This window comes from Amycolatopsis bartoniae, assembly GCF_014191255.1.
Taxonomy (GTDB): domain Bacteria; phylum Actinomycetota; class Actinomycetes; order Mycobacteriales; family Pseudonocardiaceae; genus Amycolatopsis_E; species Amycolatopsis_E bartoniae.
In genome coordinates, this window is record NZ_JACHWH010000003.1 from 710,826 (window position 1) to 735,184 (window position 24,359).

Annotated in this window: 27 protein-coding genes; 18 read left to right on the top strand and 9 right to left on the bottom strand. The window is 72.6% G+C overall.

Annotation, left to right across the window (positions count from 1 at the left end):
• Positions 1-5 precede the first annotated feature (5 nt).
• From FHX82_RS20065 to FHX82_RS20075, 3 genes are all read right to left on the bottom strand, one after another.
• Positions 6-935 (bottom strand): ParA family protein, encoded by a 930-nt coding sequence (locus tag FHX82_RS20065; protein WP_145936205.1) that lies wholly within the window; start codon positions 933-935, stop codon positions 6-8.
• 85 nt (positions 936-1,020) lie between these two features.
• Positions 1,021-1,800 carry a thioesterase family protein gene (locus tag FHX82_RS20070; RefSeq protein ID WP_145936204.1) on the bottom strand — a complete coding sequence of 260 codons (780 nt, stop codon included), beginning with the start codon at positions 1,798-1,800 and terminating at the stop codon, positions 1,021-1,023.
• 2 nt (positions 1,801-1,802) lie between these two features.
• On the bottom strand, positions 1,803-2,693 hold the full coding sequence (locus FHX82_RS20075) for a RecB family exonuclease (protein ID WP_145936203.1): 891 nt from the start codon (positions 2,691-2,693) through the stop codon (positions 1,803-1,805).
• Positions 2,694-2,813: 120 nt separating this feature from the next.
• Between FHX82_RS20075 and FHX82_RS20080 the strand changes: the two genes are divergently transcribed.
• Positions 2,814-3,968, top strand: a complete 1,155-nt coding sequence (locus FHX82_RS20080) for a site-2 protease family protein (RefSeq protein ID WP_145936202.1) — start codon at positions 2,814-2,816, stop codon at positions 3,966-3,968.
• Positions 3,969-4,029: 61 nt separating this feature from the next.
• On the top strand, positions 4,030-4,848 hold the full coding sequence (locus FHX82_RS20085) for a tRNA (adenine-N1)-methyltransferase (RefSeq protein WP_145936201.1): 819 nt from the start codon (positions 4,030-4,032) through the stop codon (positions 4,846-4,848).
• 12 nt (positions 4,849-4,860) lie between these two features.
• Here FHX82_RS20085 and FHX82_RS20090 read toward each other — a convergent pair whose 3' ends face one another.
• Positions 4,861-5,715: a hypothetical protein gene (locus FHX82_RS20090; protein ID WP_145936200.1), complete on the bottom strand. Its 855-nt coding sequence runs from the start codon at positions 5,713-5,715 to the stop codon at positions 4,861-4,863.
• A gap of 48 nt (positions 5,716-5,763) precedes the next feature.
• The gene (locus FHX82_RS20095; RefSeq protein ID WP_145936199.1) at positions 5,764-6,405 is read right to left on the bottom strand and encodes a hypothetical protein; all 642 of its coding nucleotides are present in this window, start codon (positions 6,403-6,405) and stop codon (positions 5,764-5,766) included.
• 563 nt (positions 6,406-6,968) lie between these two features.
• Between FHX82_RS20095 and arc the strand changes: the two genes are divergently transcribed.
• Positions 6,969-8,777, top strand: a complete 1,809-nt coding sequence (arc, locus tag FHX82_RS20100; RefSeq protein ID WP_145936198.1) for a proteasome ATPase — start codon at positions 6,969-6,971, stop codon at positions 8,775-8,777.
• A gap of 62 nt (positions 8,778-8,839) precedes the next feature.
• Here the strand turns inward: arc and FHX82_RS20105 are convergent, their stop codons facing one another.
• A complete protein-coding gene (locus FHX82_RS20105; protein ID WP_145936197.1) occupies positions 8,840-9,115 on the bottom strand; it encodes a hypothetical protein in 276 nt (91 codons plus the stop codon).
• A gap of 84 nt (positions 9,116-9,199) precedes the next feature.
• On the opposite strand from FHX82_RS20105, the gene FHX82_RS20110 reads away from it, so the two are divergent.
• The 3 genes from FHX82_RS20110 to FHX82_RS20120 all read left to right on the top strand — a co-directional run bounded on the left by FHX82_RS20110 (position 9,200) and on the right by FHX82_RS20120 (position 11,225).
• Positions 9,200-9,544, top strand: a complete 345-nt coding sequence (locus tag FHX82_RS20110) for a hypothetical protein (protein WP_145936196.1) — start codon at positions 9,200-9,202, stop codon at positions 9,542-9,544.
• 167 nt (positions 9,545-9,711) lie between these two features.
• Positions 9,712-10,542: an aldo/keto reductase gene (locus FHX82_RS20115; protein ID WP_229880710.1), complete on the top strand. Its 831-nt coding sequence runs from the start codon at positions 9,712-9,714 to the stop codon at positions 10,540-10,542.
• 71 nt (positions 10,543-10,613) lie between these two features.
• On the top strand, positions 10,614-11,225 hold the full coding sequence (locus FHX82_RS20120; protein WP_229880647.1) for a hypothetical protein: 612 nt from the start codon (positions 10,614-10,616) through the stop codon (positions 11,223-11,225).
• Here FHX82_RS20120 and FHX82_RS20125 read toward each other — a convergent pair.
• Positions 11,216-11,722, bottom strand: a complete 507-nt coding sequence (locus FHX82_RS20125; protein WP_229880650.1) for an NUDIX hydrolase — start codon at positions 11,720-11,722, stop codon at positions 11,216-11,218. The two genes, FHX82_RS20120 and FHX82_RS20125, sit on opposite strands and share 10 nt — an antisense overlap.
• Before the next feature lie 90 nt (positions 11,723-11,812).
• On the opposite strand from FHX82_RS20125, the gene dop reads away from it, so the two are divergent.
• The 5 genes from dop to pafA all read left to right on the top strand — a co-directional run bounded on the left by dop (position 11,813) and on the right by pafA (position 16,854).
• On the top strand, positions 11,813-13,315 hold the full coding sequence (gene dop / locus FHX82_RS20130; protein WP_145936194.1) for a depupylase/deamidase Dop: 1,503 nt from the start codon (positions 11,813-11,815) through the stop codon (positions 13,313-13,315).
• Between the two features lie 84 nt (positions 13,316-13,399).
• Positions 13,400-13,591, top strand: coding sequence for a ubiquitin-like protein Pup (locus tag FHX82_RS20135; protein ID WP_145936193.1), 192 nt, complete (start codon positions 13,400-13,402; stop codon positions 13,589-13,591).
• Positions 13,592-13,661: 70 nt separating this feature from the next.
• Positions 13,662-14,522, top strand: coding sequence for a proteasome subunit beta (gene prcB, locus FHX82_RS20140; protein WP_145936192.1), 861 nt, complete (start codon positions 13,662-13,664; stop codon positions 14,520-14,522).
• 51 nt (positions 14,523-14,573) lie between these two features.
• The gene (gene prcA, locus FHX82_RS20145; RefSeq protein ID WP_145936191.1) at positions 14,574-15,335 is read left to right on the top strand and encodes a proteasome subunit alpha; all 762 of its coding nucleotides are present in this window, start codon (positions 14,574-14,576) and stop codon (positions 15,333-15,335) included.
• A 160-nt stretch (positions 15,336-15,495) separates the two neighbouring features.
• Complete coding sequence (pafA, locus tag FHX82_RS20150; protein ID WP_145936190.1) at positions 15,496-16,854, top strand: Pup--protein ligase; 1,359 nt, start codon at positions 15,496-15,498, stop codon at positions 16,852-16,854.
• Positions 16,855-16,944: 90 nt separating this feature from the next.
• Here the strand turns inward: pafA and FHX82_RS20155 are convergent, their stop codons facing one another.
• Complete coding sequence (locus FHX82_RS20155; RefSeq protein ID WP_145936189.1) at positions 16,945-18,465, bottom strand: FAD-dependent monooxygenase; 1,521 nt, start codon at positions 18,463-18,465, stop codon at positions 16,945-16,947.
• 53 nt (positions 18,466-18,518) lie between these two features.
• On the opposite strand from FHX82_RS20155, the gene FHX82_RS20160 reads away from it, so the two are divergent.
• Positions 18,519-19,235: a TetR/AcrR family transcriptional regulator gene (locus FHX82_RS20160; protein ID WP_145936188.1), complete on the top strand. Its 717-nt coding sequence runs from the start codon at positions 18,519-18,521 to the stop codon at positions 19,233-19,235.
• A 6-nt stretch (positions 19,236-19,241) separates the two neighbouring features.
• On the opposite strand, the gene FHX82_RS20165 is transcribed toward FHX82_RS20160, so the two are convergent.
• Positions 19,242-19,940: an SDR family oxidoreductase gene (locus tag FHX82_RS20165; protein WP_145936187.1), complete on the bottom strand. Its 699-nt coding sequence runs from the start codon at positions 19,938-19,940 to the stop codon at positions 19,242-19,244.
• Between the two features lie 73 nt (positions 19,941-20,013).
• Between FHX82_RS20165 and FHX82_RS20170 the strand changes: the two genes are divergently transcribed.
• Genes FHX82_RS20170 through FHX82_RS20195 form a run of 6 tightly spaced genes read left to right on the top strand, consistent with a single transcriptional unit; the run spans position 20,014 to position 24,344 of the window.
• A complete protein-coding gene (locus tag FHX82_RS20170) occupies positions 20,014-20,997 on the top strand; it encodes a helix-turn-helix transcriptional regulator (protein ID WP_145936186.1) in 984 nt (327 codons plus the stop codon).
• The gene (locus tag FHX82_RS20175; protein WP_145936185.1) at positions 20,994-21,974 is read left to right on the top strand and encodes a helix-turn-helix transcriptional regulator; all 981 of its coding nucleotides are present in this window, start codon (positions 20,994-20,996) and stop codon (positions 21,972-21,974) included. The genes FHX82_RS20170 and FHX82_RS20175 overlap by 4 nt, the downstream gene beginning before the upstream one ends.
• A 9-nt stretch (positions 21,975-21,983) precedes the next feature.
• A complete protein-coding gene (locus FHX82_RS20180; protein ID WP_145936184.1) occupies positions 21,984-22,196 on the top strand; it encodes a bacteriophage holin in 213 nt (70 codons plus the stop codon).
• Between the two features lie 31 nt (positions 22,197-22,227).
• Positions 22,228-22,512: a Sec-independent protein translocase subunit TatA gene (gene tatA / locus FHX82_RS20185; protein WP_145936183.1), complete on the top strand. Its 285-nt coding sequence runs from the start codon at positions 22,228-22,230 to the stop codon at positions 22,510-22,512.
• A gap of 20 nt (positions 22,513-22,532) precedes the next feature.
• Positions 22,533-23,501, top strand: a complete 969-nt coding sequence (gene tatC, locus FHX82_RS20190) for a twin-arginine translocase subunit TatC (protein WP_145936182.1) — start codon at positions 22,533-22,535, stop codon at positions 23,499-23,501.
• Complete coding sequence (locus FHX82_RS20195; protein ID WP_145936181.1) at positions 23,502-24,344, top strand: diacylglycerol/lipid kinase family protein; 843 nt, start codon at positions 23,502-23,504, stop codon at positions 24,342-24,344.
• Positions 24,345-24,359 lie beyond the last annotated feature (15 nt).

Genomic DNA, 24,359 nt, shown 5'->3' on the forward strand with positions numbered 1-24,359 from the left:
GCGGCTCAGCCGCGGGGCTTCTTGGGCAGCAGGTCGTAGAGCTTCTTGCGCGAGCCGGTGTCGTTCTCGTTGCGGGTCTGCGCCACCGAGGTGATGAAGTCCTCGAACACGAACTCGTCCGCGATCGGCACCGGCGCCGGGGCGGGCTGGCGCGCCAGGTGCTGGTCGAGCACCTCCGCGATCTGCCGGAACGCCACCGCCTGCGTGGTCTCCGGCGCGAACGTGGTGACCGGCATGCCGTGCGCGGCGGCCTCGTTCATCACCACCCCGAGCGGGACGTGCGCCAGCAGCGGGTAGCCGAAGTTCTCCAGCTCGGCGAGCGCGGCCGCGGCGTAGGTGGACATCGGCCGCCGGTAGAGCCCCGGCACCACGCCGAAGTAGGGGATCGGCTCGCGCTGCACCGACTGCTGCACGTAGTTGAGCTGGTCGTTGAGCAGCCGCAGCGCCCGGATGCTCGTGCGGTCGGGCTGCACCGGCACCAGGATGCCGTGCGTGGCCGCGAGCGCGTTGTTGGTGAGCACGTCGAGCGCGGGCGGGCAGTCGATCAGCACGTGGTCGTAGTTCGCGAACTGGATCACCCGGGCGAGCTGCCAGCCCGGCACCCGGAAGCTGTCGAGCCTGCGGATCAGGTCGAACATCCCCGGCGAGGTGGGGATCACGTCGAACGCGCCGCCAGGGCCGAGGTTGCTGCGCGGGTGCGGGACGATCAGCTCCTCGACCGGCCCCTTCCACATCTTCGTCAGCGCCTTCGCGAGGCTCGGGCCACTGACCGGTGCCTCCGGCAGGCCCAGCATCTCCGTGGTGGCGTGGCCCTGCGGGTCGAGGTCGATGAGCAGCACCCGGCGCCCGCGTTCGGCGAGGGCCGCGGCGGCACCGACGCTCAGCGCGGTCTTGCCGACGCCGCCTTTCTGGTTGACCACCGAGGTGATCTGCACTCGAGCGCTCCTACGGGATCGTCGTTGCGGTCAGGTTAGTGGATCTCCGCCCGCCGCCGGGGGAGGTTCCGGCCTCCCGTGTCGTTCAGCGCGGCCGGACCATCAGCGCCTGCGCCCCGGAGGCCACCGGGCCTTCGAGATCGCGCAGCGTACTCGTGGCCGTGCCGATCCCGTCCGGGCCCACCGCGGTCGCCGCGTCGAGGCCGATCCACTCACCCTGCGGCGGCCGCCGCAGGTGCACGGTCAGTTCGCTGTTGATGAACCACCACTCCCGCGCGTCGAGGAAGTTCGACGCGCCGTTGCCGCAGTCGGCGACCGCGAACAGCCGCTGCAGCGGGCTCGGCTCCTCCCCGTCGACCAGCGCGACCCGCTGCCGCCCCCACACCGCGGCCGGCCCGGGCACGGCGAGCCCGCCCGAGACCGACCGCCACTCCACCGCGTCGAGGAAACCGGGCAGCCAGCCCTCCGGCCACTCCGACACCGGGCAGTCCTCCGGCTTCGGCCAGTCCCCGCCCGGCACGTTCGCGATCTCCCGCGTGTCCGACGTGGCGATGCGCCAGCCCGACGCCCGCGCGACCGTGCGGGTGTCCGACGCCAGCTCCGCCACCAGCAGCTCGACCGAGCGGCCCGGCCGTTCCACGCGGGCGCGCACCGACAGCTCGGTGAGCGGGGCCGGGCCGAGGATCTCCACGGTGACCCTGGCGAGCCTGCTCTCGCGTTCCGGCGGAAGGGCCTCCAGCGCCCGCACGAGCAGCGCCGACGGCGGCCCGAAGTGCTGCGCGCCGGACGTCCACGGCCCGGCGGTGTGCTGGGTGGGCTGGAAGCGGCCCTCGCCGCGGGGCAGGTAGAAAGCGCTCTCGGTCATGCTCAGTCCGCTCGGTCCAGCAGGGTCTCCACACCCGGGTCGGGCTCGGGCCAGCCCGGGTACTCCGGCGGCGTGCCACCGAACGACGGGCACAGCGCCTGGTGCGAGCACCAGTCGCACAGCCTGCCGGGGTTGGGCCGGAAGTCCCCGGTCTTCCCGGCACGCAGGATGGCCTGCCAGATCGCCTCCAGCGTGCGCTCGAAGCGGCGCAGCTCCGGCTCGTCCGGCGTGTACGCCAGCGACTGCCCGTCGGTGAGGTACATGAGCTTCAGCTGCCGGGGCACGACCCCGCGCAGGCGCCACAGCACCACCGCGTAGAACTTCATCTGGAACAGGGCCTTGGCCTCGCCGATCTCCCGCGGCGCGGCCCCGGTCTTGTAGTCGACCACCCGCAGCTCGCCGGTGGGCGCCACGTCCAGCCGGTCGACGTACCCGCGCAGCCGGACCCCGGAGTCCAGCTCGATCTCCACGTGCAGCTCGCACGCCTCGGGCGACAGGCGCCGCGGGTCCTCCAGCGCGAAGTAGCGGTCCAGCAGCTTCTCCGCCCCGCTCAGCCAGTCGGCCACCTGCCCGGCGTCCTCCGCGGCGAACAGCTGCGCCCACTCCGGGCGCTCCCCGGACAGCTCCGCCCACGCCGGGGCCAGCAGCTCCTTCGCCCGCTCGGGCACCCGGTCCGGCTGCGGCAGCGCGAACAGCCGCTCCAGCACCGAGTGCACGAGCGTGCCGCGCAGCTGCGCCTTGGTGGGCACCTCGGGCAGCTTGTCGACCGCCCGGAACCGGTAGAGCAGCGGGCACTGCTTGAAGTCGCTCGCCCGCGACGGCGACAGCGCCGGCCGCCGCACGGTGGTGGCCGGGGTCGCGGTCGCCGTCTGCTGATCTTCGGCTGCCTGCATGTCCTGCACCCTAAGGCAGGGCACCGACAGTTCCGGGAGCTGCCACGCCGCCTCCGCGGTCACCGGGGGTGAGACCCGCCGTCACGCAACTCCCACACCCCGGCCTTTAGGCTGGGTGGCATGTCCCTGACCAGCGAGCACCCGCACAGCCGGCCGAGGCGGTTCCTCACCGCCGCCGACGGCGGGCTGCTGCTGTTCCGCGTCCAGGACGTGCCCGTGCTGCTCGCCCCGTCGTGGTGGATCGGCTCGCTGGTGGTCGTGGTCCTCTACGCGCCCATGGTCGGGCGGCTGCTGCCCGAGGCGGGCACGGCCACCTCCTGGGTGCTGGCGGCCGCGTTCGCGCTGCTGCTCGGGCTGTCGGTGCTGGCGCACGAGCTCGGGCACTGCGTCGTCGCGCTGCGGATGGGCATCCCGGTGCGGCGGCTGCGGCTGTTCCTGCTCGGCGGCCTGTCCGAAGTGGCCCGCACGCCACGCCGCCCCGGGCAGGAGGGGCTGGTCGCCGCGGCCGGACCGGTCGTGTCGGTGCTGCTCGCGGTGCTGTGCGGGCTGCTGCTGCTCGCGGTGCCGGAGCAGACGTCGGCGTGGCTGCTGGTCGCCGAGTGCGCGGTGGCGAACCTCGCGGTCGGCGTGTTCAACCTGCTGCCCGGCCTGCCCCTGGACGGCGGCCGGATGCTGCGGGCCGGGGTGTGGGCGCTCACCGGCACCCGCGCCCGCGGCACGCGCGCGGCGGTCGTCGGCGGCGGGCTCGTCGCCGCGGCCTTGCTGCTGTGGGCGGTCTTCGGGATGGCGTCCGGCAGTGCCGACCGCTGGCTGCGCCTGGGCGTCTGCGTCGTCACGGCGTGGTTCGTGGCCGTCGGCGCGGGCGGGGAGCTGGCGGCCGAGCAGAACCGCAGCTGGCCCGACGGGCTCGTGGTCACCGACCTGGTGCGGCCCGTGCTGCAGCTGCCCGCGGAGAGCCCGGTGTCGGACGCGCTGGCCGCGTCCGCGGGCCGCGGGGTGGTCCTGGTGCGCGCGGACGGCGTCGCGGCGGGGCTGCTCGACGAGACCGGCGCGCAGCGGCTGGCGGCCGAGTCGCCGCAGGCGCCCGCGGAGCTGGCGGCCGAGCCGATCCGCGCGGAGACGGTGCTGCTGGCGTCCGAGCCGGGGGAGGAGATCGCCGAGCGCGTGCGGGAGACCGCGGCGTGGCAGTTCCTCGTCGTCGACGACGAGGGGCGGCCCGCGGGCGTGCTGCGGCGGGAGGACCTGCGCGCCGCGCTCGCCCACCGTCCCCGCTGAACCGCGCCCCGCCGGGTCTGAAAGGATCGGTCGCTGCTTTCGGCGACGATCTGGAGGTTTCGTGAGCGGGCCGTTCCGTCCTGGTGACCGGGTGCGGTTGACCGACCCCAAGGGACGGCACTACACGCTGGTGCTGGCCGAGGGGGAGGAGTACCACACCCACCGCGGCGCGCTGCGGCACGACGAGCTCATCGGCCGGCCGGAGGGCTCGGTGATCACGTCCGCCGGCGGCACGTCGTACCTGGCGATGCGCCCGCTGCTGGCGGACTACGTGCTGTCCATGCCGCGCGGCGCGCAGGTGATCTACCCCAAGGACGCGGCGCAGATCGTGATGTGGGGCGACGTCTTCCCGGGCGCCAGGGTGCTGGAGGCGGGCGCCGGTTCGGGGGCGCTGACGTGCTCGCTGCTGCGGGCGGTGGGGCCCGAGGGCAGCGTGACCTCCTACGAGGTGCGCGACGACCACGCCGAGCACGCGGTGAAGAACGTGGACCGGTTCTTCGGCGGCAGGCCGGCGAACTGGGACCTGCGGGTGGCGGACCTCAAGACGCACACCGGCGAGGTGGACCGGGTGGTGCTGGACATGCTGGCGCCGTGGGAGGTGCTGCCGACGGTGCACGCGAACCTCGTGCCCGGCGGCGTGCTGGTGGTCTACGTCGCGACGGTGACCCAGCTGTCCACGGTGACCGAGGCGCTGCGGGAGCAGCAGGGCTGGACGGAACCGGAGGCGTGGGAGACGATGCAGCGCCCGTGGCACGTGGTCGGGCTCGCGGTGCGGCCGGAGCACCGGATGGTGGCGCACACCGCGTTCCTGCTGACCACCCGCCGCCTCGCCGACGGTGTCACGCCGCCCCGGCCGCAGCGCCGCTCCAGGCTGGCCTGAGCCCGCCTGCGCTCAGCTGGTCTTGTCCCCCGCGTAGCACCAGACGCCGCCCTCTTTCTTGAGGCCGATCTCGAAGTCCTTGGTGCCACCGGGGCCCTTCGCGGTGGCCGGGACGAGCGCGGTGTCGCCGTCGGTCTCGGCGGCGCCGTTGATCGTCACCGTGAGCCCGGCCGGGATCTCCGGCGCGGTCTGGCCGGTGCTCAGGCACACCGTGTCCTGCAGGCCCTGCCGGTCGGCGTTGTCGTACGCCTGGGCCACCGCCTGCGCGGTCTCCTCGGGCGTCGCCTTGCCGCCGACCGCCGGGGTGCCGCTGCTCGCGCGCGAGCTGGGCGAGAGCTTGCTGGCGCTGGCGCTGGGCCGCGCGCTGCTCGGGGCCGGCGCGGCCTGGCTGGGCGGGGGCGCCGCGGTGCCCTTGTCGTCCTTGCCGGTGAGCAGGATGAGCGCGGTCACGCCGCCGCCGACCAGCACGACCACGGCCGCGATGATCCCGATGATCAGGCCGGTCCGCTTCTTCGGCGGCTCACCGGGGCCGTCGGGGAACTGGCTGTAGCCGGGGTACTGCCCGTACTGCTGCGCCGGGGCGCCCGGGTAGCCGGGCTGCGGGTTCGGCCCGCTGGGCGGGTACGCGCCGCCCGGCTGCTGCTGCGGCCCGCTGGGCGGGTACGCGCCGCCGGGCTGCTGCCCCCACTGGCCCTGCTGACCTTGCTGGCCGTACGGGTTCTGCTGCTGGCCCCACTGCCCCTGCTGGCCTTGCTGCCCCTGTTGCCCGTAGGGGTCGTGCTGCTGGCCCCACTGACCCTGCTGGCCCTGCTGACCGTAGGGATCCTGCGGGCCCCACTGGCCGGGCTGCTGCGGCGGATAGGTCATGCGGACTCGCCCCTTCGGGTCGTGCGGGGAGCCGGGCCGGTGGTGGCGTCAGGACTCATCGATGCACCACTTCTGGCCCTGCTGCTTCATCGGGATCTTGGAGCTCTGTGTCTGTCCGTTATAGGTCACCGTGACCTCGACGGTGGCGGTGGTACCGCTGACCTGGGGCGAACCGGTGACGCTGCCGTGCAGGTCGGTGGCCGAGGTCCACTGCTGCTGCAGGTTCGCCAGGTCGGCCTGGTCGGGCGCCGAGCACACCAGCGTCGCGTACTGGGACGCGCTGCGGTCGTTGAGCGAGTCGACCGCCGCCTGCGCCAGCGCCGCCGGACTGGCGCCCGGCGCCGTCTGCGCGCTCGAACTGGGCGTCGCGGCGCCCGGGGCGGCCGCGCTGCTCCCGCCGCCGTCGTTCCCGGTGAGCAGCACCAGTGCGGTCACGCCACCGGCGACCACCACGACCACGGCCGCGACGATGCCCGCGACCAGCCCGGTCCGCCGCTTCTTCGGCGGCTCGCCGACGGGACCTTCGAGACTGGGCGACCCGGCGGGCGCGGGTTTCCACGCGTCGAACTGCTGCGGAGGCGGCCCGGACTGCTGCGGCGCCTGCCCGTACTGCGGGCCCTGCGGGTACTGGCCGCCCGGCGGCCCGTACGGTCCCGGACGGCCGGCGGGGCCGGTCGGCGGGTGGGTCATGAGCTGTTCGCCCCCTGTCGCTTCCTCGGGCCGGTGCTGGTACGACGCGCCGGGACCCCGTCCGGTTCTCCCGCTGGCTGAATTCGCCCGGGCGCAAGGATCGTAGCGTCGCGCCCGCGTTCGTGATCGCCCCCGACGGGTGCCGCGCGTCACCGCGCGCCCCGGTGGAAGCCCTTCCCGGCCCCCCTCCGGAAAGCGCTCACCCGGGGCGACAGCACGCCTTCGGCCGTCGCGGCGGCGGCGACACGCCGGAAGATCAGCGAGTTTTCCCTTGGTTTGGCGGCCTTTCCGCGGGGAACTCGGCGGGTGAACGTCCGGTTAAGCCTGGGTGGGGTGGGTGGTGACATGGGTGAACAGCCGACAGCCCGGTCGGCCGCCGACCGTGGCCCTGGTTCTACGGAGAGTAGTTCCCCGAGCGATTTCACAGGCACCGGGACGGGCGCTTGTGCGGGGCGTGAGTTCGTGTATCCGGTCCGACGCGCCGATCCTGTGATGCGGATAGGGCTTTTCATGTCGGTGATCGCCGGTACCGTGGATGAAAAGCACTCCGAGGAGGTGCCGACATGCAACACGACCTTCCCGGAGGTCGGCATGGAGAAGCCGACCCTTCACAGACGACTGGAGCAGGAACGACGCCCGACGACTACGCGCGGCAGATGCGCTTCCTCGAGGAGGAAGTGGCCTTGCTGCGCCGGAAGCTGACCGATTCACCCCGCCAGAACCGCGTGCTGGAGCAGCGCCTCGCCGAGGCGTCCGAGCGCATCGCGCAGCTCACGGAGCGGAACAGCAAACTGGTCGAGACCCTGCGCGAGGCGCGCGGCCAGCTGCTGGCGCTCCGCGAGGAGGTCGACCGCCTCGCCCAGCCGCCCAGCGGCTACGGCGTGTTCGTCGAAGCCTTCGAGGACGGCACGGTCGACGTGTTCACCGCGGGCCGGAAGATGCGGGTCTCCGTGTCCCCGGCCGTCGAGGTCGACACGCTCCAGCGTGGTCAGGCGCTCCGGCTCAACGAGGCGCTGACCGTGGTCGAGGGTGGCGGCTTCGAGCGCACCGGCGAGGTGTGCGCGTTGCGCGAGGTGCTCGCTCCCGAGGTCGAGAACGGGGCGCACCGGGCGCTGGTCGTCGGGCACGCCGACGAGGAGCGCGTGGTCTGGCTGTCGGACCCGCTGGCCGCGCAGTCGCTCAAGCCGGGCGACTCGCTGCTGGTGGACTCGAAGGCGGGCTACGCCTACGAGCGGGTGCCCAAGGCCGAGGTCGAGGACCTGGTGCTCGAAGAGGTCCCGGACGTGCGGTACGAGGACATCGGTGGCCTCGGGCGGCAGATCGAGCAGATCCGCGACGCGGTCGAGCTGCCGTTCCTGCACGCCGACCTGTACCGGGAGTACGAGCTGCGCCCGCCCAAGGGCGTCCTGCTCTACGGCCCGCCCGGCTGCGGCAAGACGCTGATCGCCAAGGCGGTCGCCAACTCCCTGGCGAAGAAGGTGGCCGAGGCCCGTGGTGACGGCGGGGCGGCGGAGGCCAAGTCGTACTTCCTCAACATCAAGGGCCCGGAGCTGCTCAACAAGTTCGTCGGCGAGACCGAGCGGAGCATCCGCCTGATCTTCCAGCGGGCCCGGGAGAAGGCGTCCAACGGCACCCCCGTCATCGTCTTCTTCGACGAGATGGAGTCGATCTTCCGCACCCGTGGCAGCGGCGTGTCCTCCGACGTGGAGACCACGATCGTGCCGCAGCTGCTGGCCGAGATCGACGGTGTGGAGGGGCTGGAGAACGTCATCGTCATCGGCGCCTCCAACCGCGAGGACATGATCGACCCGGCGATCCTGCGGCCGGGCCGGCTGGACGTGAAGATCAAGATCGAGCGGCCCGACGCCGAGGGTGCGAAGGACATCTTCTCCAAGTACCTGACCGACGGCCTGCCGATCCACGCCGACGACCTCGCCGAGTTCGGCGGGGACACCCGGGCGACGATCGACGCGATGATCCAGCACACGGTCGAGCGGATGTACGAGGAGACCGACGAGAACCGGTTCCTCGAGGTCACCTACGCCAACGGCGACAAGGAGATCCTGTACTTCCGCGACTTCAACTCGGGCGCGATGATCCAGAACATCGTGGACCGGGCGAAGAAGTCGGCGATCAAGTCGGTGCTCGAGACCAAGCAGCCCGGGCTGCGGGTGCAGCACCTGCTCGACGCGATCGTGGACGAGTTCGCGGAGAACGAGGACCTGCCCAACACGACGAACCCGGACGACTGGGCCCGGATCTCCGGCAAGAAGGGCGAGCGGATCGTCTACATCCGCACGCTCGTCACCGGCAAGAACCAGGACTCGGGCCGCGTCATCGACACGGCGACCAACACCGGTCAGTACCTGTAGACAGGTCGCGGGACAATTGCACGGAGGCCGCCGATCCACCCGGGTCGGCGGCCTCCGCCGTGTCAGGGGCGTGCCGCGCGCCGGCCCGCCCAGCCGGCGAGCAGCAGCCCGCCGAGGACGACCAGCGCGCATCCGGCCATCACCGGGACGTGTGGTCCCTCGCAGGACACGGAGTCCGCGGTGCAGCTGCGGAACGGGCCGCCCCGGCCGCTCGAGTCGTACCGCCCGGACGCGAACAGGAACGCCAGCACCGCGACCGCGTGCACGGGGGCGAGCACCACCGTCACTCCCACCGCGGCCGCCGCCGCGCGCGACCAGCGGACGATCTTTCCCGGCACGTTCGGAAGACGCTTTCCGGCGAAGTGGGTTGCCCGCCGTGTCGGACCCCTCCGCCGGGTGTATAACGGCCTATACTTCACTGCGTGAGTGAGCCCGAACCGTTCCGTCCGCACGCGCCCGTCACGGCCGCCGACGTGCTTGCCTGGCTGGAGGAGACCGCCGAGGCCGTCGCGGCCGGGCAGGTGGACGCGGACGACCTGATCACCGTCCTCGGCGAGCTGCGGCGCGCTTCCGCGGCCTGCGCCGATGCCTCCGACTGGGCGCTGCTCGCCGCGCGGGAGCAGGGGGCCAGCCTGCGCCAGATCGCGCCCGTCTTCGGCAAGGGGTACGTGCGCGCCCCGGCGGCGCGGCTGGAAAAGCTCCACCGGCAGGCGTTGTCGTCCGCCCAGTGGTTGGAAATACTCCGGCAGCGCGCCGACGGTGTATAACCACCTGGACGGCGAGACATAGAACTTCCTTATGTCCCGTCGCCGGGACACCGCGAGGGAAGGGGCAGGCCCTGCGTATCGGACTCGGCTTGGCCGCTCTGGGCCGGCCCGCGTACATCAACCTGGGGAGAGCCGAGGAGCTACCCGCGCAACGGGACGTCGACGCCATGCGGCGCGCCACCTACGCGGTGCTCGACGCGGCGTACGCGGCCGGCGTCCGCTGGATCGACGTCGCGCGCTCCTACGGCCGCGCCGAGGAGTTCCTGGCCGGCTGGCTGGCCCGCCGCGAGCACCACGACCTGACGATCTCCAGCAAGTGGGGCTACACCTACGTCGGCGCGTGGCGGATGGACGCCGCGATGCACGAGGTCAAGGAGCACTCGGCGAGCAGCTTCTCCCGCCAGTGGTCGGAAAGCCGCGCGCTGCTGGGTTCGGCGATCAACCTCTACCAGGTGCACTCGCTCACCGTCGACAGCCCGCTGTTCACCGACGAGCCGCTGCAACGCGCGTTGTCCGCGCTCGGCGACGACGGCGTGCGCGTCGGGTTCTCCACGTCCGGCCCGCGCCAGGGCGAGGTGATCCGCCGGGCCTTCGACCTCCAGGTGGCGGGACGGCCGATCTTCACCGCCGTCCAGTCCACCTGGAACGTGCTGGAACCGTCCGCCGGGCGCGCGCTCGCCGAGGCGCACGCGGCGGGGAACCTGGTGCTGGTCAAGGAAACCCTGGCCAACGGCAGGCTCGTCGTGGCACCGCCCGCGGTGCTGGGCCGGATCGCGGCCCGGCACGGCGTCGGCCCGGACGCGGTCGCCGTCGCCGCGGTACTGGCCCGGCCGTGGGCCGACGTCGTCCTCGTCGGGCCCGCGAGCCCGGCGCAGCTGTCCTCGAACCTCGGCGCCACCGGGCTGAACCTGGCCGACGGGGAGCTGCGCGCGCTCGCGACGCTCGCCGAGACACCGGGGGAGTACTGGGGTCGGAGATCCTCTCTGCACTGGCGGTGAGGCGTTGGGCTAGTCTCGGCGCCCCAGCACGGATCACGGAGGGGAACGACACGGTGCGTCATGGACGGGTAGTGGTCCTGAGCGCGGTGCTGCTGACCGGCCTGGCCGGCTGCGCCGACCGTCCCAACGATCTCGAGACCTACTACGACAAGCCGGACACCCCCGCCACCACGAGCACGCCGGCGCCCGCGACCGCCCAGGGCGCGCCCGCGGACCCGGCCGCGGCGGCGAGCAGCAGCGCCCGGCAGGCGATCGCCGAACAGGTCTCCGCCGCCGTGCTGACGAAGGGCGACCTCGCGGGGGAGGGCGTGCACGCGGCCACGCAGCGGGCGGAGAACGGCGCCTGCTTCGCCGCCGTGCCCGCGGGCGACCCGCGCGGCGCGAGCTGGACCTACCCCAGCGGCTCGACGTTCACCCAGCAGGTCACCGGCTACCTCGACGAGTCCGCGGCCGACGTGCTCGCCCGCGTGCAGTGCGAGGGGCAGAAGCTCACCGTGCCGCTGCCCGCCGGCGCGGAGGCGGTGCGCGGCTGGTGCGCGAGCGGCACCTGCACGGTGCTGCTGGCGGCCGGGCACGTGCTGTCGGGACTGCAGGTGCAGGCCACGACCACCACGCGGGCCTCGGACGCCATCAAGGGCCTCGCCCCGTTGGCGGCCGGAAAGCTGCCCACCACTCAGGGATAGCGGCGGAACCACTCCAGGATCCCCGCCCGCCCGTCCGGGATCAGCGGGCTGCCGGGGTCCCGCGCCCACTCGCGCAGCTCGCCGAGCGGCAGCCAGCGGCCTTCGACGATCTCCTCGGGCTGGTGCACCACCGGGCCGTCCCAGCGTGCCTCGTAACAAAAGTTGTGGCACCGCAACGGCGGCTGCTCGAAGACGTGCGTGAACAGCGGGGTCAGCGCCACGCCCCGCACGCCCAGTTCCTCGGCCAGCTCCCGGAAAGCGCATTCTTCGGGCGTCTCACCGGCGGCCACCACGCCGCCCGCCCAGCAGTCCCACAGGCCGGGGAACACGTCCTTGTCCGCCGAGCGCCGGTGCACGTAAACGCTTTCCCCGTCGCCCGAACGGAGCAGTACCTCGCCGGTCGCGTGCCACAGCCCCCGGGCCCGCACGTCCGCCCTGGTCGTGCTCCCCGTCACCCGGCCGGTCTCGTCGTAGACGGCCACCAGCTCTTCGCGCACGGTTGCCGACCCTACGACGGGAGAGTGGTTTACCGCCTCGCAACCCGGAGGCCGCGCACCGGCGCCCGCGGCGGTGCGTAGGCTTGGCACATGCGGCGGATCATGGGAACCGAGGTCGAGTACGGCATTGCGGTGCCGGGCGACGCCACCGCGAACCCGGTGCTCACCTCCACACAGGTGGTGCTGGCGTACGCGGCGGCGGCCGACATCCCGCGGGCGCGCCGGGCGAGATGGGACTACGAGGTCGAGTCCCCGCTCCGGGACGCGCGCGGGTTCGACCTGGCCGGCCCCGGCGGGCCCGGCCACGACCCCGACGTCGAGGACCTCGGCGCGGCCAACGTCATCCTCACCAACGGCGCCCGGCTCTACGTCGACCACGCCCACCCCGAGTACTCCGCGCCCGAGGTCACCAACGCGCGCGACGCCGTGATCTGGGACAAGGCGGGCGAGCGGGTGATGGAGGAGGCCGCGCGCAAGGCCGCCACTGTGCCCGGCCAGCCGCCCCTGCAGCTGTACAAGAACAACGTCGACGGCAAGGGCGCCAGCTACGGCACCCACGAGAACTACCTGATGAACCGGTCGACGCCGTTCACCTCCGTCATCAGCGGGCTCACGCCGTTCTTCGCCTCGCGCCAGGTGGTCACCGGCTCCGGCCGCGTCGGCATCGGCCCGCAGGGCGAGGAGGCCGGGTTCCAGCTGTCGCAGCGCTCGGACTACATCGAGGTCGAGGTCGGCCTCGAGACCACGCTCAAGCGCGGCATCATCAACACCCGCGACGAGCCGCACGCCGACGCGGACAAGTACCGCAGGCTGCACGTCATCATCGGCGACGCGAACCTGGCCGAGTACTCCACGTTCCTCAAGGTCGGCACCACCGCGCTGGTCCTGGACATGATCGAGGCCGGGCAGCGGTTCGACGACCTCAAGCTCGACGAGCCGGTCCGCGCGGTGCACCAGATCAGCCACGACCCGACGCTCAAGACGAAGGTCGCGCTGGCCGGCGGCAAGTCCTACACCGGGCTGGAGATCCAGTTCGCCTACCACGAGCTCGCGGCGGCGCACCTGGAGCGCGAGGGCGGCGACGAGCAGTCCAAGGAGGTCCTGCGGGTCTGGGGCGAGATCCTCGACGCGCTGGCCCGCGACCCGCAGGAGTGCGCCGACCGGCTGGACTGGCCCGCGAAGCTGCGCCTGCTGGAGGGCTACCGGCAGCGCGACCAGCTGAACTGGGCCGCGCCGCGGCTGCACCTGGTCGACCTGCAGTACTCCGACGTGCGGCTGGACAAGGGCCTGTACAACCGCCTGGTCACGCGCGGCTCGATGAAGCGGCTGGTCAGCGAGGACGAGGTCCGGCACGCGATCACCAACCCGCCGGACGACACGCGCGCCTACTTCCGCGGGCGGACGCTGGAGAAGTACGCGAACTCCATCGCGGCCGCGTCCTGGGATTCGGTCATCTTCGACGTGGGCAGGGAGTCGCTGGTGCGGATCCCCACGCTGGAGCCCCTGCGGGGCACGAAAGCGCACGTCGGGAAGCTGTTGGAGGCGTCGGCGACGGCCGAGGAGCTCGTCGAGGCCCTCACCGCCAGCGACTGATCCGCGCCAAGCCGTGTCCTTGCGTGTGCCCCGATTGTCGTTCCCACTGGGTAGTCTGGACCCAACAGCTCACCGGGAGGCGAGATGGCTCAGGAAAAGATCGAAAAGCACGGCGGCGGCGACTCCGACGAGGAGCTCGAGGGCGCACCGGCCGGTCAGGAGCGCCGCGAGAAGCTCGGCGAGGACGTCGACACGATCCTGGACGAGATCGACGACGTGCTCGAGGAGAACGCCGAGGACTTCGTGCGGGCCTACGTGCAGAAGGGCGGGCAGTAGCCCGTCCGGCCCCAGTTCTCCCCGCACCGTCCGCCCACTGACCTGAAGTTGATGGGAATCACGAGCACGTATGGACAACACGCCGGGCTCTTCGGGTTCTTCGCTGCCCGCAGCCTATTTCTCGACCACCACGTCGTCCTTCGCGGAGTTCCTGCGGATGCAGGCGCCTGACCTGCTCCCGTGGCACCGGCAGACGCCGGGCGCGGCGGGCGCCGGGGTGGACGCGCCGCACGGCACCACGATCGTCGCGGTGAGCTTCTCCGGCGGGGTGCTGATCGCCGGCGACCGGCGGGCCACCTCGGGCAACCTGATCGCCTCGCGCGACATGGACAAGGTCGCGGTCACCGACGAGTACTCCGCGGTCGGCATCGCGGGCACGGCGGGGCTGGCGATCGAGCTGGTCCGGCTCTACGCCGTGGAGCTGGCGCACTACGAGAAGATCGAGGGCGTCCCGCTGTCGCTGGACGGCAAGACGAACAAGCTCGCCACCATGGTCAAGGGCAACCTCGACGCGGCGATGGCGGGGCTGGCCGTGCTCCCGCTGTTCGTGGGCTACGACATCGAGGCCGACGACCCGAAGCGGGCGGGGCGCATCGTGTCCTACGACGTCGCGGGCGGCCGGTACGAGGAGCGCTCGGGCTACCACGCCATCGGCTCCGGCTCGCTGTTCGCGAAGTCGTCGCTGAAGAAGCTGTACGACCCGGACGCCTCGGAGGAGGCCGCGGTGCGCACCGCGGTCGAGGCGCTCTACGACGCGGCGGACGACGACACGGCCACCGGCGGGCCGGACCTGGTGCGCCGGATCTTCCCGACGGTCGTCACCATCACCGCCGAGCGCGGTGCCGAGCAGGTGCCCGCCGACCAGACGTCGGCGGTGGCCGAGGCGGTCGTCCAGGGCCGCCGCGAGCAGGCCGCGTCCGGCCGCAGCTAGCCCGCCCCCGCGTTCCCTTCCCGTTCCACCGAGCACTTTGGAGCCGTCACCGTGACGATGCCGCTGTACGCCTCTCCCGAGCAGTTGATGCGCGAGCGCTCGGAGCTCGCTCGCAAGGGCATCGCGCGCGGGCGCAGTGTCGTCGTGCTGAAGTACGCGGGTGGCCTGCTGTTCGTGGCCGAGAACCCGTCGACGACGCTGCACAAGTTCTCCGAGATCTACGACCGCATCGGCTTCGCGGCCGTTGGCCGGTACAGCGAGTTCGAGAACCTGCGGGTCGCCGGCATCCGGCACGCCGACCTCAAGGGCTACCAGTACGACCGCCGCGACGTCAGCGCCCGCGCGCTGGCCAACGCGTACGCCGCCACGCTGGGCAGCATCTTCACCGAGCAGCTCAAGCCGTACGAGGTGGAGATCTGCGTGGCCGAGGTCGGCGCCACCTCGGCCGACGACCAGCTGTTCCGGCTGACCTACGACGGGTCGATCTTCGACGAGCCGCAGTTCGTGGTGATGGGCGGGCAGACCGAGCCCATCATCAACAAGCTCAAGGAGGAGTTCGAGGAGGACGCCGAGCTGGAGCAGGTGCTGCCGATGGCGGTGCGCACGCTGCGCTCGACCTCGCCGAACAACGGCGAGAGCGAACCGGTGAAGCTGGAGGTCGCGGTGCTCGACCGCAACCGCCCGCGGCGGGCCTTCCGGCGCATCACCGGCGCCGCGCTCGACGCGCTGCTGCCCGCGCCGGAGCCCGAAGCCGAGAGCGGAGACAAGGCCGAAGGCGGCGAGCAGCCGCAGAACGGCGACAGCGCGAGCTGACCCCGCCGCTGTGACGACGGCTCCGGCCCCGGAAAATTCCGGGGCCGGAGCCGTGTCGCGGGCCCGGCGCCGCAGGTGAGCGTGGTCGTTTCGATGATCACGGCGTGTCGCCGCCCGAACGGCGCACCGCTGCGGGGTCGAAAGCGCCTAGCATTGAGAGATGCAGCGGCGGATTTTTGGCATCGAGACCGAGTTCGGGGTCACGTGCACCTTCCACGGGCAGCGCCGGCTCTCGCCGGACGAGGTCGCCCGGTACCTGTTCCGGCGGGTCGTGTCGTGGGGGCGCTCCTCCAACGTGTTCCTGTCCAACGGCTCCCGGCTCTACCTGGACGTGGGCTCGCACCCGGAGTACGCGACGGCCGAATGCGACGACCTGGTGCAGCTGGTCACCCACGACAAGGCCGGGGAGCGCATCCTCGAGGACCTGCTCGTGGATGCCGAGCGGCGGCTCGCCGACGAGGGCATCGGCGGCGACATCTTCCTGTTCAAGAACAACACCGACTCCGCGGGCAACTCCTACGGCTGCCACGAGAACTACCTGGTCACCCGTGCGGGTGAGTTCTCGCGGATCGCGGATGTGCTGCTGCCCTTTCTGGTGACCCGGCAGCTCATCTGCGGCGCGGGCAAGGTCCTGCAGACCCCGCGTGGCGCCGTGTACTGCCTGTCCCAGCGGGCGGAGCACATCTGGGAGGGCGTCTCCAGCGCCACCACGCGCTCGCGGCCGATCATCAACACGCGCGACGAGCCGCACGCCGACGCCGAGCGGTACCGGCGGCTGCACGTCATCGTGGGCGACTCGAACATGGCCGAGCCGACCACGCTGCTCAAGGTCGGCACCGCGCACCTGGTGCTGGAGATGATCGAGCAGGGCGTGCAGTTCCGGGACTTCACGCTGGACAACCCGATCCGCGCGATCCGGGAGATCAGCCACGACCTGACCGGGCGCCGCCCGGTGCGGCTGGCCGGTGGCCGGGAGGCGTCGGCGCTGGACATCCAGCGCGAGTACTACGGCCGCGCGGTGCAGCACGTGAAGGCCAACGACTCCGGCCCGGTCGCCGAGCGCGTGATCGAGCTGTGGGGCCGGGCGCTGGACGCGGTCGAGCAGCAGGACTTCTCGAAGATCGACACCGAGATCGACTGGGCGATCAAGCACCGGCTGGTGGAGCGCTACCGCGACAAGCACAACCTGGACCTGTCCAGCCCGCGGGTGGCGCAGCTCGATCTGGCCTACCACGACATCCGCCGTGGCCGGGGCATCTTCGACCTGCTGCAGCGCAAGGGCCTGGTGCGGCGCATCACCGACGACGGCGAGATCGAGCTGGCGAAGGACACCCCGCCGCAGACCACCCGGGCCAAGCTGCGGGGCGACTTCATCGCCGCCGCGCAGGCGGCCGGGCGGGACTTCACGGTCGACTGGGTGCACCTGAAGCTCAACGACCAGGCGCAGCGCACCGTGCTGTGCAAGGACCCGTTCCGTGCCGTGGACGAGCGCGTCGACCGGCTGATCAGCTCGCTGTAGATCCGGGCGTCCCCTCCTCGGGAAGATCCGGAGGAGGGGCACGATCCGGAACAGGGGACTGGCCGCGGCGGCGTGAGCGGGAAAGAGCTTTCAGGCCGCGGGTGAGTGTGCCGGCGCGCCGGCCCACCGGTGCAGGGCGGCGTCGAGGCCCGCGGGATCGGCGGTGTCGGTGGCCCAGGCCACCACGCCGTCGGGGCGCACCAGCACCCCGGCCGGGGTGGCGGGCTCGTCGGTGACGCTGTGCACCCGTCCGGTCCAGGCCGTCGCGATCCGCGCGAACGTGCCGTCCGGAGTGCGGTCGAGCAGCAGGAACCCGCCGTCGTGGCTGTGGTCGGCCGGCCGGGAGCCGTCGGCCAGCCGCAGGTCCGGCACGAGGCGGCCGGTCAGCGGGTGCTCGCCGGGCAGGTCGGTGCGGTGCGTGACGCCGAGGGTCTGCTTGACCGCGTACGTGGTGCCGTCGCGGGTGGCCAGCAGATCGGCGACGACTGCCCGCAGTGCGGCCGACTTGGCGTCGCCGCGCAGGATCCCGATCTGGGCCCGGGTCCAGTCCAGCACCCAGGCGCCGACCGGACGGCGCTCGGTCTCGTAGGTGTCGAGCAGCTCTTCGGAGGCCCATCCCGCGACCACGGCGCCGAGCTTCCATCCGAGGTTCATCGCGTCGCCGACCCCGAGGTTGAGCCCCTGCCCGCCGAACGGCGGGTGCACGTGCGCGGCGTCACCGGCGAGGAGGACCCGTCCGGACCGGTAGGCCGCGGCCTGGCGGGTGTTGTCGCTCCAGCGGGTCGGCGTGGCGCGCAATGCGGTCAGCGTGACGTCGGTGCCCGAGACCCGGCGCAGGCTGGCCTGCACCTCTTCGAGGGTGACGGGCGCCGAGCGGTCGGCGAACGAGGTGTCGAAGTCCAGCGTGACCAGGCGGCCGGGCTGCGGCCCGTAGCGGTACGTGCCGCGGGACGACCACACCCAGCCCTCGGTGAGCTTCCGCGGATCGGCGATGTCGGCCACCGCCTGGTAGCCCGTGAGCTCCGGATCGGTGCCGGGGAAGGCGATGCCCGCCAGGCGGCGCACGGTGCTGTGGCCGCCGTCGCAGCCGGCCAGCCAACCGGTGCGCACGCCACCGGCTGTGGTGCCGACGACCACGCCGTCACCCGTGTCGTCGAGCGCGGTGACCTCCACCCCGCGGTGCACCGGGACGCCGAGCCGGGCGACGTGCTCGGCGAGCAGTGCCTCCAGCCGGGGCTGCGGCACGATCCGCGTCCCGCCGGCCGTGGCGTAGGCGGCGAGGTCGGGATCGGACCAGTCCACGAGGTCGGCGTCGAGGACCATGCCCGCGAAGTGCCCGGTCAACCGCGACCCGGCGGCCCGCCCGTCACCCGCCGGCGAGCTCATCCGTTCGAGCGCCTCCCGCTGCACCTGTTCGGCGGCGGGCAGCAGGCCACGCCGGTCGAGGGTCACGGCCGTCGGCACCGTGATCCCCTGCGCCTTCATCGCCTGGTCCGGCTCGGCCCGCCGTTCGAGCACCTGCACCGTCGCCCCGGCGAGCGCCAGCTCCGCGGCGAGCACGAGGCCCACCGGCCCGGCGCCGACCACGGTCACGTCTGAGTCCGTCTCCATCACGAACGCCGTTCTACTTACGAACGGTGTTCGTGTCAAGTTATAGTGGCCCCGTGAACCCCCGAGAGCGACGCGCGGCGCGTCACCAGCCGTCGGCCGCCGAGAGCACCGGACCGCGGCGCCGCAAGGCCCCGATCACCGTGGACCTGGTCGTCGACACCGCGCTCGGGCTCGTCGCGGCGGAGGGCTACGAGGCGCTGACCATGCGGCGGCTGGCCACGGCGCTCGACACCGGGCCCGCCTCGCTCTACGCCCACGTGGTGAACAAGGCCGACCTCGACGAGCTGCTCATCGGGCGGTTGTGTGCCGAGCTGGTCCTCCCCGAGCCCGATCCGGCGGCCTGGCGGGAGCAGGTCCGCGGCGTGTGCGGGCGGCTGCGTGACCAGTACCTGAAGTACCCCGGCATCTCGCGCGCCGCGTTCGCGATGGCCCCCACCAACGTCGACATCCTGCGGGTGGGCGAGGGGATGCTGGCGATCCTGCTCGCCGGCGGGGTCGCGCCGCAGGCCGCGGCCTGGGCCGTCGACGCCCTCCTGCTGTACGTGGCGGCTTACTGCCTCGAAGTGTCGGTGGCGCGGCAGCGGGCCACGCAGGACGACGCCGTGTGGGTCCTCGACCGGGAGGAGCTGCGACAGCGGCTGACCGCGCTGCCCGCCGCGACCTTCCCCCACACCACGCGCCATGCCGTGGAGCTCACCGCGGGCGAGGGCCACGACCGGTTCGGCTTCACCCTCGACCTGATGCTCGACGGCCTGGCCCGCCGGGGCTGAGCAGTCCTACAGCTCCTGACCGGTCGGACGCAGGACGATCTCGTTCACGTCCACCGACGGCGGCTGGTCGAGGGCGTAGCAGACGGCGCGGGCGACGTCGTCGGGGTCGAGCATCGGCTTGCGCCGCATCTCCTCGTAGATCAGGTCGGTCTCCACGATGCCCGGCTGCAGCAGCGTGACCCGCACGCCGGTGCCGACGGCCTCCTCGCGGATCGACCCCGCGAGGCCCGTCACCGCCCACTTCGTCGCCGAGTACAGGTTCGCGCGGCGGATGTGCCGCCCGGCGACCGAACCGGTCAGGACGAGGTGACCGCGGGTCTCCGCGAGCGCGGGCAGCACCGCGCGGGCGGTGATCGCCGTGCCGTACACGTTCGTCAGCACCATCTCCCGCCACTGCTCGGGATCGGTGCCGCCGTTGCCGAAGAACGACACCGGCAGCATCTGCCCGGCGTTCGCGAACGCCGCGTCCAGCCGCCCGAACCGCTCCCGGGCCGCGGCGACGGCGCCGGAGATTTCGCTCCACTGGGCCACATCCGCCGCCACCGCCAGCGTCCGCTCCGGTCCCAGCTCCGCGACCAGCGGCGCCAGGCTTTCCGCCGACCGGGAGACCAGCACCAGGCGCCAGCCCGCGGCCGCCGCCCGCCGGGCCGTCGCGGCCCCCAGTCCCCGGGACGCACCGGTGATCAACAGCGTTCGTTCGGTCATGAGTTCGAAATTTACGGCGTGTAATGGCCGGACCTCCGCCGGGGCCGCGCGGAGGCGGGCTACTGTGTTCTCCGTGTCCACCGCCCGCGCCGAGCGCCTGGTCAACCTCGTGCTGGCCCTGCTGTCCACCCGGCAGTACCTCACCGCCGAGCGGATCCGCGGAATCGTGCCCGGGTACGCCGACGCGGCCAGCGACGAGGCGTTCTCGCGCATGTTCGAGCGGGACAAGACCGAGCTGCGCGAGCTAGGAATCCCGCTGGAGGTCGGCCGCAACTCGGTGTTCGACCCCAGCGACGGCTACCGCATCGCGCGCCGCGACTACGAGCTGGGCGAGATCGAGCTGGCGCCCGACGAGGCCGCCGCGGTCGGGCTCGCCGTGCGCCTGTGGGACTCGCCCGAGCTCACCGGGCAGGCGCAGGGCGCGCTGGTCAAGCTCCGGGCGGCGGGCGTGGAGGTCGACCACACGGCGCCGCCGGTCGTCGAGTCCCGGGTGCGCACCGAGCCCGCGTTCTCGCCCCTGCTCGCGGCCGTGCAGCGGCGGCAGGCGGTGTGCTTCGACTACCGCCGCTCCGGCTCGCCGGAACGGCTCACCCGCACCCTCGAACCGTGGGGCGTGGTGTCGTGGCGCGCCCGCTGGTACGTGGTGGGGCACGACCGCGACCGCGGCGCGCCCCGCTGCTTCCGCCTGTCGCGGATCGTGGGGGAGGTGCGCACGGTCGGCGCGCCCGGCGAGGTGGACCGGCCGGCGGACGTGAACCTGCTGGAGTTCGTCGCGGGCAGCAGCGGCGGCACCGAACCGGCACCGGTCGCCACCGCGAAGCTGTGGATCGCCGATCGCCGCGCGGCGGGCGTGCGGCGGCGCGCGAAGCTGACCGGGCGCCTGACGGTCGACGGCATCGAGGGCGACCTCGCCGAGCTGGAGCTGTACTACCCGGAGAGCGCGGCGGACTGGATCGCCGGGCACGGCCCGGACGTGCTGGTGCTCGAACCGGACGTGCTGGCCAAGGCCGTGCACGAGCGGCTGCGCGCCATCACGGGGGAGGACGCGCCCGCATGACCACCGCCACCGACCGGATGCCGCGCCTGCTCGCGCTGGTGCCGTACCTGCTCGCCCGCCCGGGCATCCGCATCGACGACGCGGCACGGGACTTCGGCGTCACCCCGAAACAGCTGCGCCGCGACCTGGAGCTGCTGTGGATGTGCGGGCTGCCCGGCTACGGGCCGGGCGACCTGATCGACCTGTCCTTCGCCGGGGACACCGTCACGGTCACGTTCGACGCCGGGATGAACCGGCCACTGCGGCTGACCGGCGGGGAGGCCACCGCGCTGCTGGTCGCGCTGCGGGCGCTCGCCGAGACGCCGGGTCTGCTCGACACCGACGCGGTGCGCCGCGCGATCGCCAAGATCGAGTCCGCCGCGGGGCAGGCGCAGCCGTCCGGGGTCGTCGTCGGCCTCGGCGTCCGCGAGGGGGAGAAGACCGCGCACACCCGCGGTGTCGTGCAGCGGGCGCTGCAGGCGAAGCGGGCGCTGCGCATCCGGTACTACACCGCGTCGCGCGACGAGATCACCGAGCGGACCGTCGACCCGATGCGGCTGCTGATCGTGCAGGCCGTCGGCTACCTGGAGGCGTGGTGCCGCCGGGCCGAGGGCGTGCGGCTGTTCCGCCTCGACCGGATCGACGACGTGCGGGTGCTCGACGAGCCGGCCGCGCCGCCGCCCACGGCCCGGCCCACCGACCTGACCGACGGGGTGTTCGCCGCGCGCCCCGGCCAGCGTGCCGCGGAGCTGGTGCTCGACCCCGACGCGCGCTGGGTGGCGGAGTACTACCCGTGCGAGGAGCTCGCCGAGCTGCCGGGCGGGCGGCTGCGGGTGCGGATGCGGTACGGAGACGAGTCCTGGATGGTGCGTCTCGTGCTCAGCCTCGGCGGGGACGCGCGGGTGGAAAGCCCGCCTGACCTGGCCGAAGCGGCCCGTCGCCGGGCCGCCGACGCGCTGGCGCGGGCTCGTCACCTTCCGTCAACCTTGAGCCAGTAGGGTGACGCCGTGTCGTACCTGCCGAGCATCGTGCTCGCCGTCGTGGGCCTGGTTCTGCTGGCCGTTCTCCTCATTGCGGTATCCAGGGGCTTGCGCCGCTTCCGCTCGGCGATGAGCATGGTCAGGACGAGTACGAGTGAGCGCACCGGACTGCTCAGGGCGCGCTCCGCCGGGGTGCGGGTGGCGCTGGAGCAGCGTCGGCGCACTTCGGACAACCAGTAGCATTGGGCAAGAGACGAGAAGGAGGCCACTCATGCTGAACGGGTTGCAGCCGTGGCACTTGATCATTTTGGTGCTGATCGTGGTTCTGCTGTTCGGTGCCAAGCGGCTTCCCGACGCCGCGCGGTCCATCGGCAAGTCCATGAAGATCTTCAAGGCCGAGACCAAGGACATGCACAACGAGTCCGCGGCCGAGCCGGAGAAGCGTGAGCTGCCCGCCGCCACCGCCCAGTCCGCCGCCGACCAGCAGGTCGCGGAGCTGCAGCGCCAGCTCGACGAGCTGAAGAGGCAGCAAGAGCAGCAGAAGCACGCCAGCTGAGGCGGACAGGAACCGGACCAGTGGCGGACGCCGCTCCCTCCCACGGCCGCCGGGACCGGCGGCGCAAGCGCAGCCGCCGGCACAACCCCGACGGCACCATGACGCTGATCGAGCACGTCTACGAGTTCCGCAGGCGGCTCGGTTACGCCCTGCTGGCCATCGTGGCCGGCGGGATCTTCGGCTTCATCTGGTTCCAGACCAGGCTGGGGCCGATCGAGTCGCTCGGGCAGATCATGAACGGCCCGTACTGCGGCATCTCCCCGGACCGGCTGCTGCCGGGCACCATCGCGCCCGACGGCACCTGCCGGCTGCTGCAGACCACGCCGTTCGAAGGCATCATGATCCAGCTGAAGGTCGGCGTGGCGGGCGGTGCCGTGCTCACGTCGCCGCTCTGGCTCTACCAGATCTGGGCCTTCATCGCGCCGGGGCTGTACTCGAAGGAGCGCAAGTACGCGCTCACCTTCGTCGGGTTCGCGAGCGTCCTGTTCGCGAGCGGCGCCGTGCTCGCGTACCTGCTGGTGCCGCACGCGTTCGCGGTGCTGATGAACTTCGGCGGCGAGTTCTTCACCACGGCACTGACGGCCGACAAGTACATCTCGTTCGTGCTGTCGCTGCTGGTGATCTTCGGCGTGAGCTTCGAGCTGCCCCTGCTCATCGTGATGCTCAACTTCGTCGGGGTCGTGAAGTACGAGCAGCTGAAGAAGTGGCGGCGCGGGATCGTCTTCGCGCTGTTCGTGTTCGCCGCGTTCGCCACGCCCGGGTCCGACCCGTTCTCCATGCTGGGCCTGGCCGGGGCGCTCACGGTGCTCAACGAGATCGCCATCCAGATCGCCCGGGTGCACGACCGGCGCAAGGCGCGCCGCGAGCAGGCGTCCGAGTGGGCGAACCTGCCCGACGACCAGCCCGCGCCGTTCGACTACACCCCTACGACGATCGAGGACGAGCCCGCGGAGAAGGCGGGCCGCTCCGGCACGGACGACATCACGTAGGTGCGCGCCGGACTGGTGGTGCACCCGGACTCCGGGTTCGGGGCCGCGGCGCGGATCGCCGGAACCGTCGCCGCGCGCCTGCGTGAGCACGTGTCGCACCTCGACCTGCACGTCGGGCACGGTCCCCCGGGCGAGGACCTGGACGTGCTCGTCGTGCTCGGCGGGGACGGCGCGGTGCACAAGGCGGTGCAGCACTGCGCGGCCACTGGCGTCGCGCTCGGCCTGGTGCCCGCGGGCAACGGCAACGACCTCGCCCGTGCGCTGGACCTGCCGCTCGACCCGTTCGGCGCGCTCGAAGTGCTGCTGACCGCGTTGCGGGAGGGCCGCCGGCGGCGGTTCGACCTCGGCGTCACCGGCGCGGGCTGGTTCGCCACCGTGCTGTGCGCGGGGTTCGACGCCGCCGTCGCCCAGCGGGCGGCCGGGTTGCGGCACCCGCGCGGCCCGCGCCGGTACGACGTCGCGGTGCTCGCCGAGCTGGCCCGCTTCCGCAGCCATCCCGTGTCGGTCCGCACCGAGCACGAGCGGTTCGACCTGGCCGCGACGCTCGTCGCGGTGGGCAACACGGCCTACTACGGCGGCGGCGTGCCGATCTGCCCGTGTGCCCGGCCCGACGACGGCCTGTTCGACGTGACGGTCGTCGGCGCGGCGGGCCGGGCCGATCTCGTCCGCATGCTCCCGAAACTGCGCACAGGCGCGCACCTGAGCCATCCGGCGGTGCGCACCCTGCGGGCCCGCGAGGTGACCATCGACGGGGCGCTGCCGGTGTCCGCGGACGGGGAAGCGCTTCCCGGCGCGCCGGTCACCGCGCGGTGCGTGCCGGGGGCGCTGACGATCGTCGCGTGATCTCGTGGGCTCCCG

Bases quoted from the DNA above. Each gene is read 5' to 3' on its own strand.
- FHX82_RS20135 (WP_145936193.1), top strand. From the start codon at position 13,400: ATGGCTCAGGAAAAGATCGAAAAGCACGGCGGCGGCGACTCCGACGAG.
- FHX82_RS20165 (WP_145936187.1), bottom strand. From the start codon at position 19,940: ATGACCGAACGAACGCTGTTGATCACCGGTGCGTCCCGGGGACTGGGG.
- prcB (WP_145936192.1), top strand. From the start codon at position 13,662: ATGGACAACACGCCGGGCTCTTCGGGTTCTTCGCTGCCCGCAGCCTAT.
- pafA (WP_145936190.1), top strand. From the start codon at position 15,496: ATGCAGCGGCGGATTTTTGGCATCGAGACCGAGTTCGGGGTCACGTGC.
- FHX82_RS20155 (WP_145936189.1), bottom strand. From the start codon at position 18,465: ATGGAGACGGACTCAGACGTGACCGTGGTCGGCGCCGGGCCGGTGGGC.
- dop (WP_145936194.1), top strand. From the start codon at position 11,813: ATGCGGCGGATCATGGGAACCGAGGTCGAGTACGGCATTGCGGTGCCG.
- FHX82_RS20115 (WP_229880710.1), top strand. From the start codon at position 9,712: ATGCGGCGCGCCACCTACGCGGTGCTCGACGCGGCGTACGCGGCCGGC.
- FHX82_RS20175 (WP_145936185.1), top strand. From the start codon at position 20,994: ATGACCACCGCCACCGACCGGATGCCGCGCCTGCTCGCGCTGGTGCCG.
- FHX82_RS20070 (WP_145936204.1), bottom strand. From the start codon at position 1,800: ATGACCGAGAGCGCTTTCTACCTGCCCCGCGGCGAGGGCCGCTTCCAG.
- FHX82_RS20095 (WP_145936199.1), bottom strand. From the start codon at position 6,405: ATGACCCACCCGCCGACCGGCCCCGCCGGCCGTCCGGGACCGTACGGG.
- FHX82_RS20080 (WP_145936202.1), top strand. From the start codon at position 2,814: ATGTCCCTGACCAGCGAGCACCCGCACAGCCGGCCGAGGCGGTTCCTC.
- arc (WP_145936198.1), top strand. From the start codon at position 6,969: ATGCAACACGACCTTCCCGGAGGTCGGCATGGAGAAGCCGACCCTTCA.
- FHX82_RS20090 (WP_145936200.1), bottom strand. From the start codon at position 5,715: ATGACCTATCCGCCGCAGCAGCCCGGCCAGTGGGGCCCGCAGGATCCC.
- FHX82_RS20075 (WP_145936203.1), bottom strand. From the start codon at position 2,693: ATGCAGGCAGCCGAAGATCAGCAGACGGCGACCGCGACCCCGGCCACC.
- tatA (WP_145936183.1), top strand. From the start codon at position 22,228: ATGCTGAACGGGTTGCAGCCGTGGCACTTGATCATTTTGGTGCTGATC.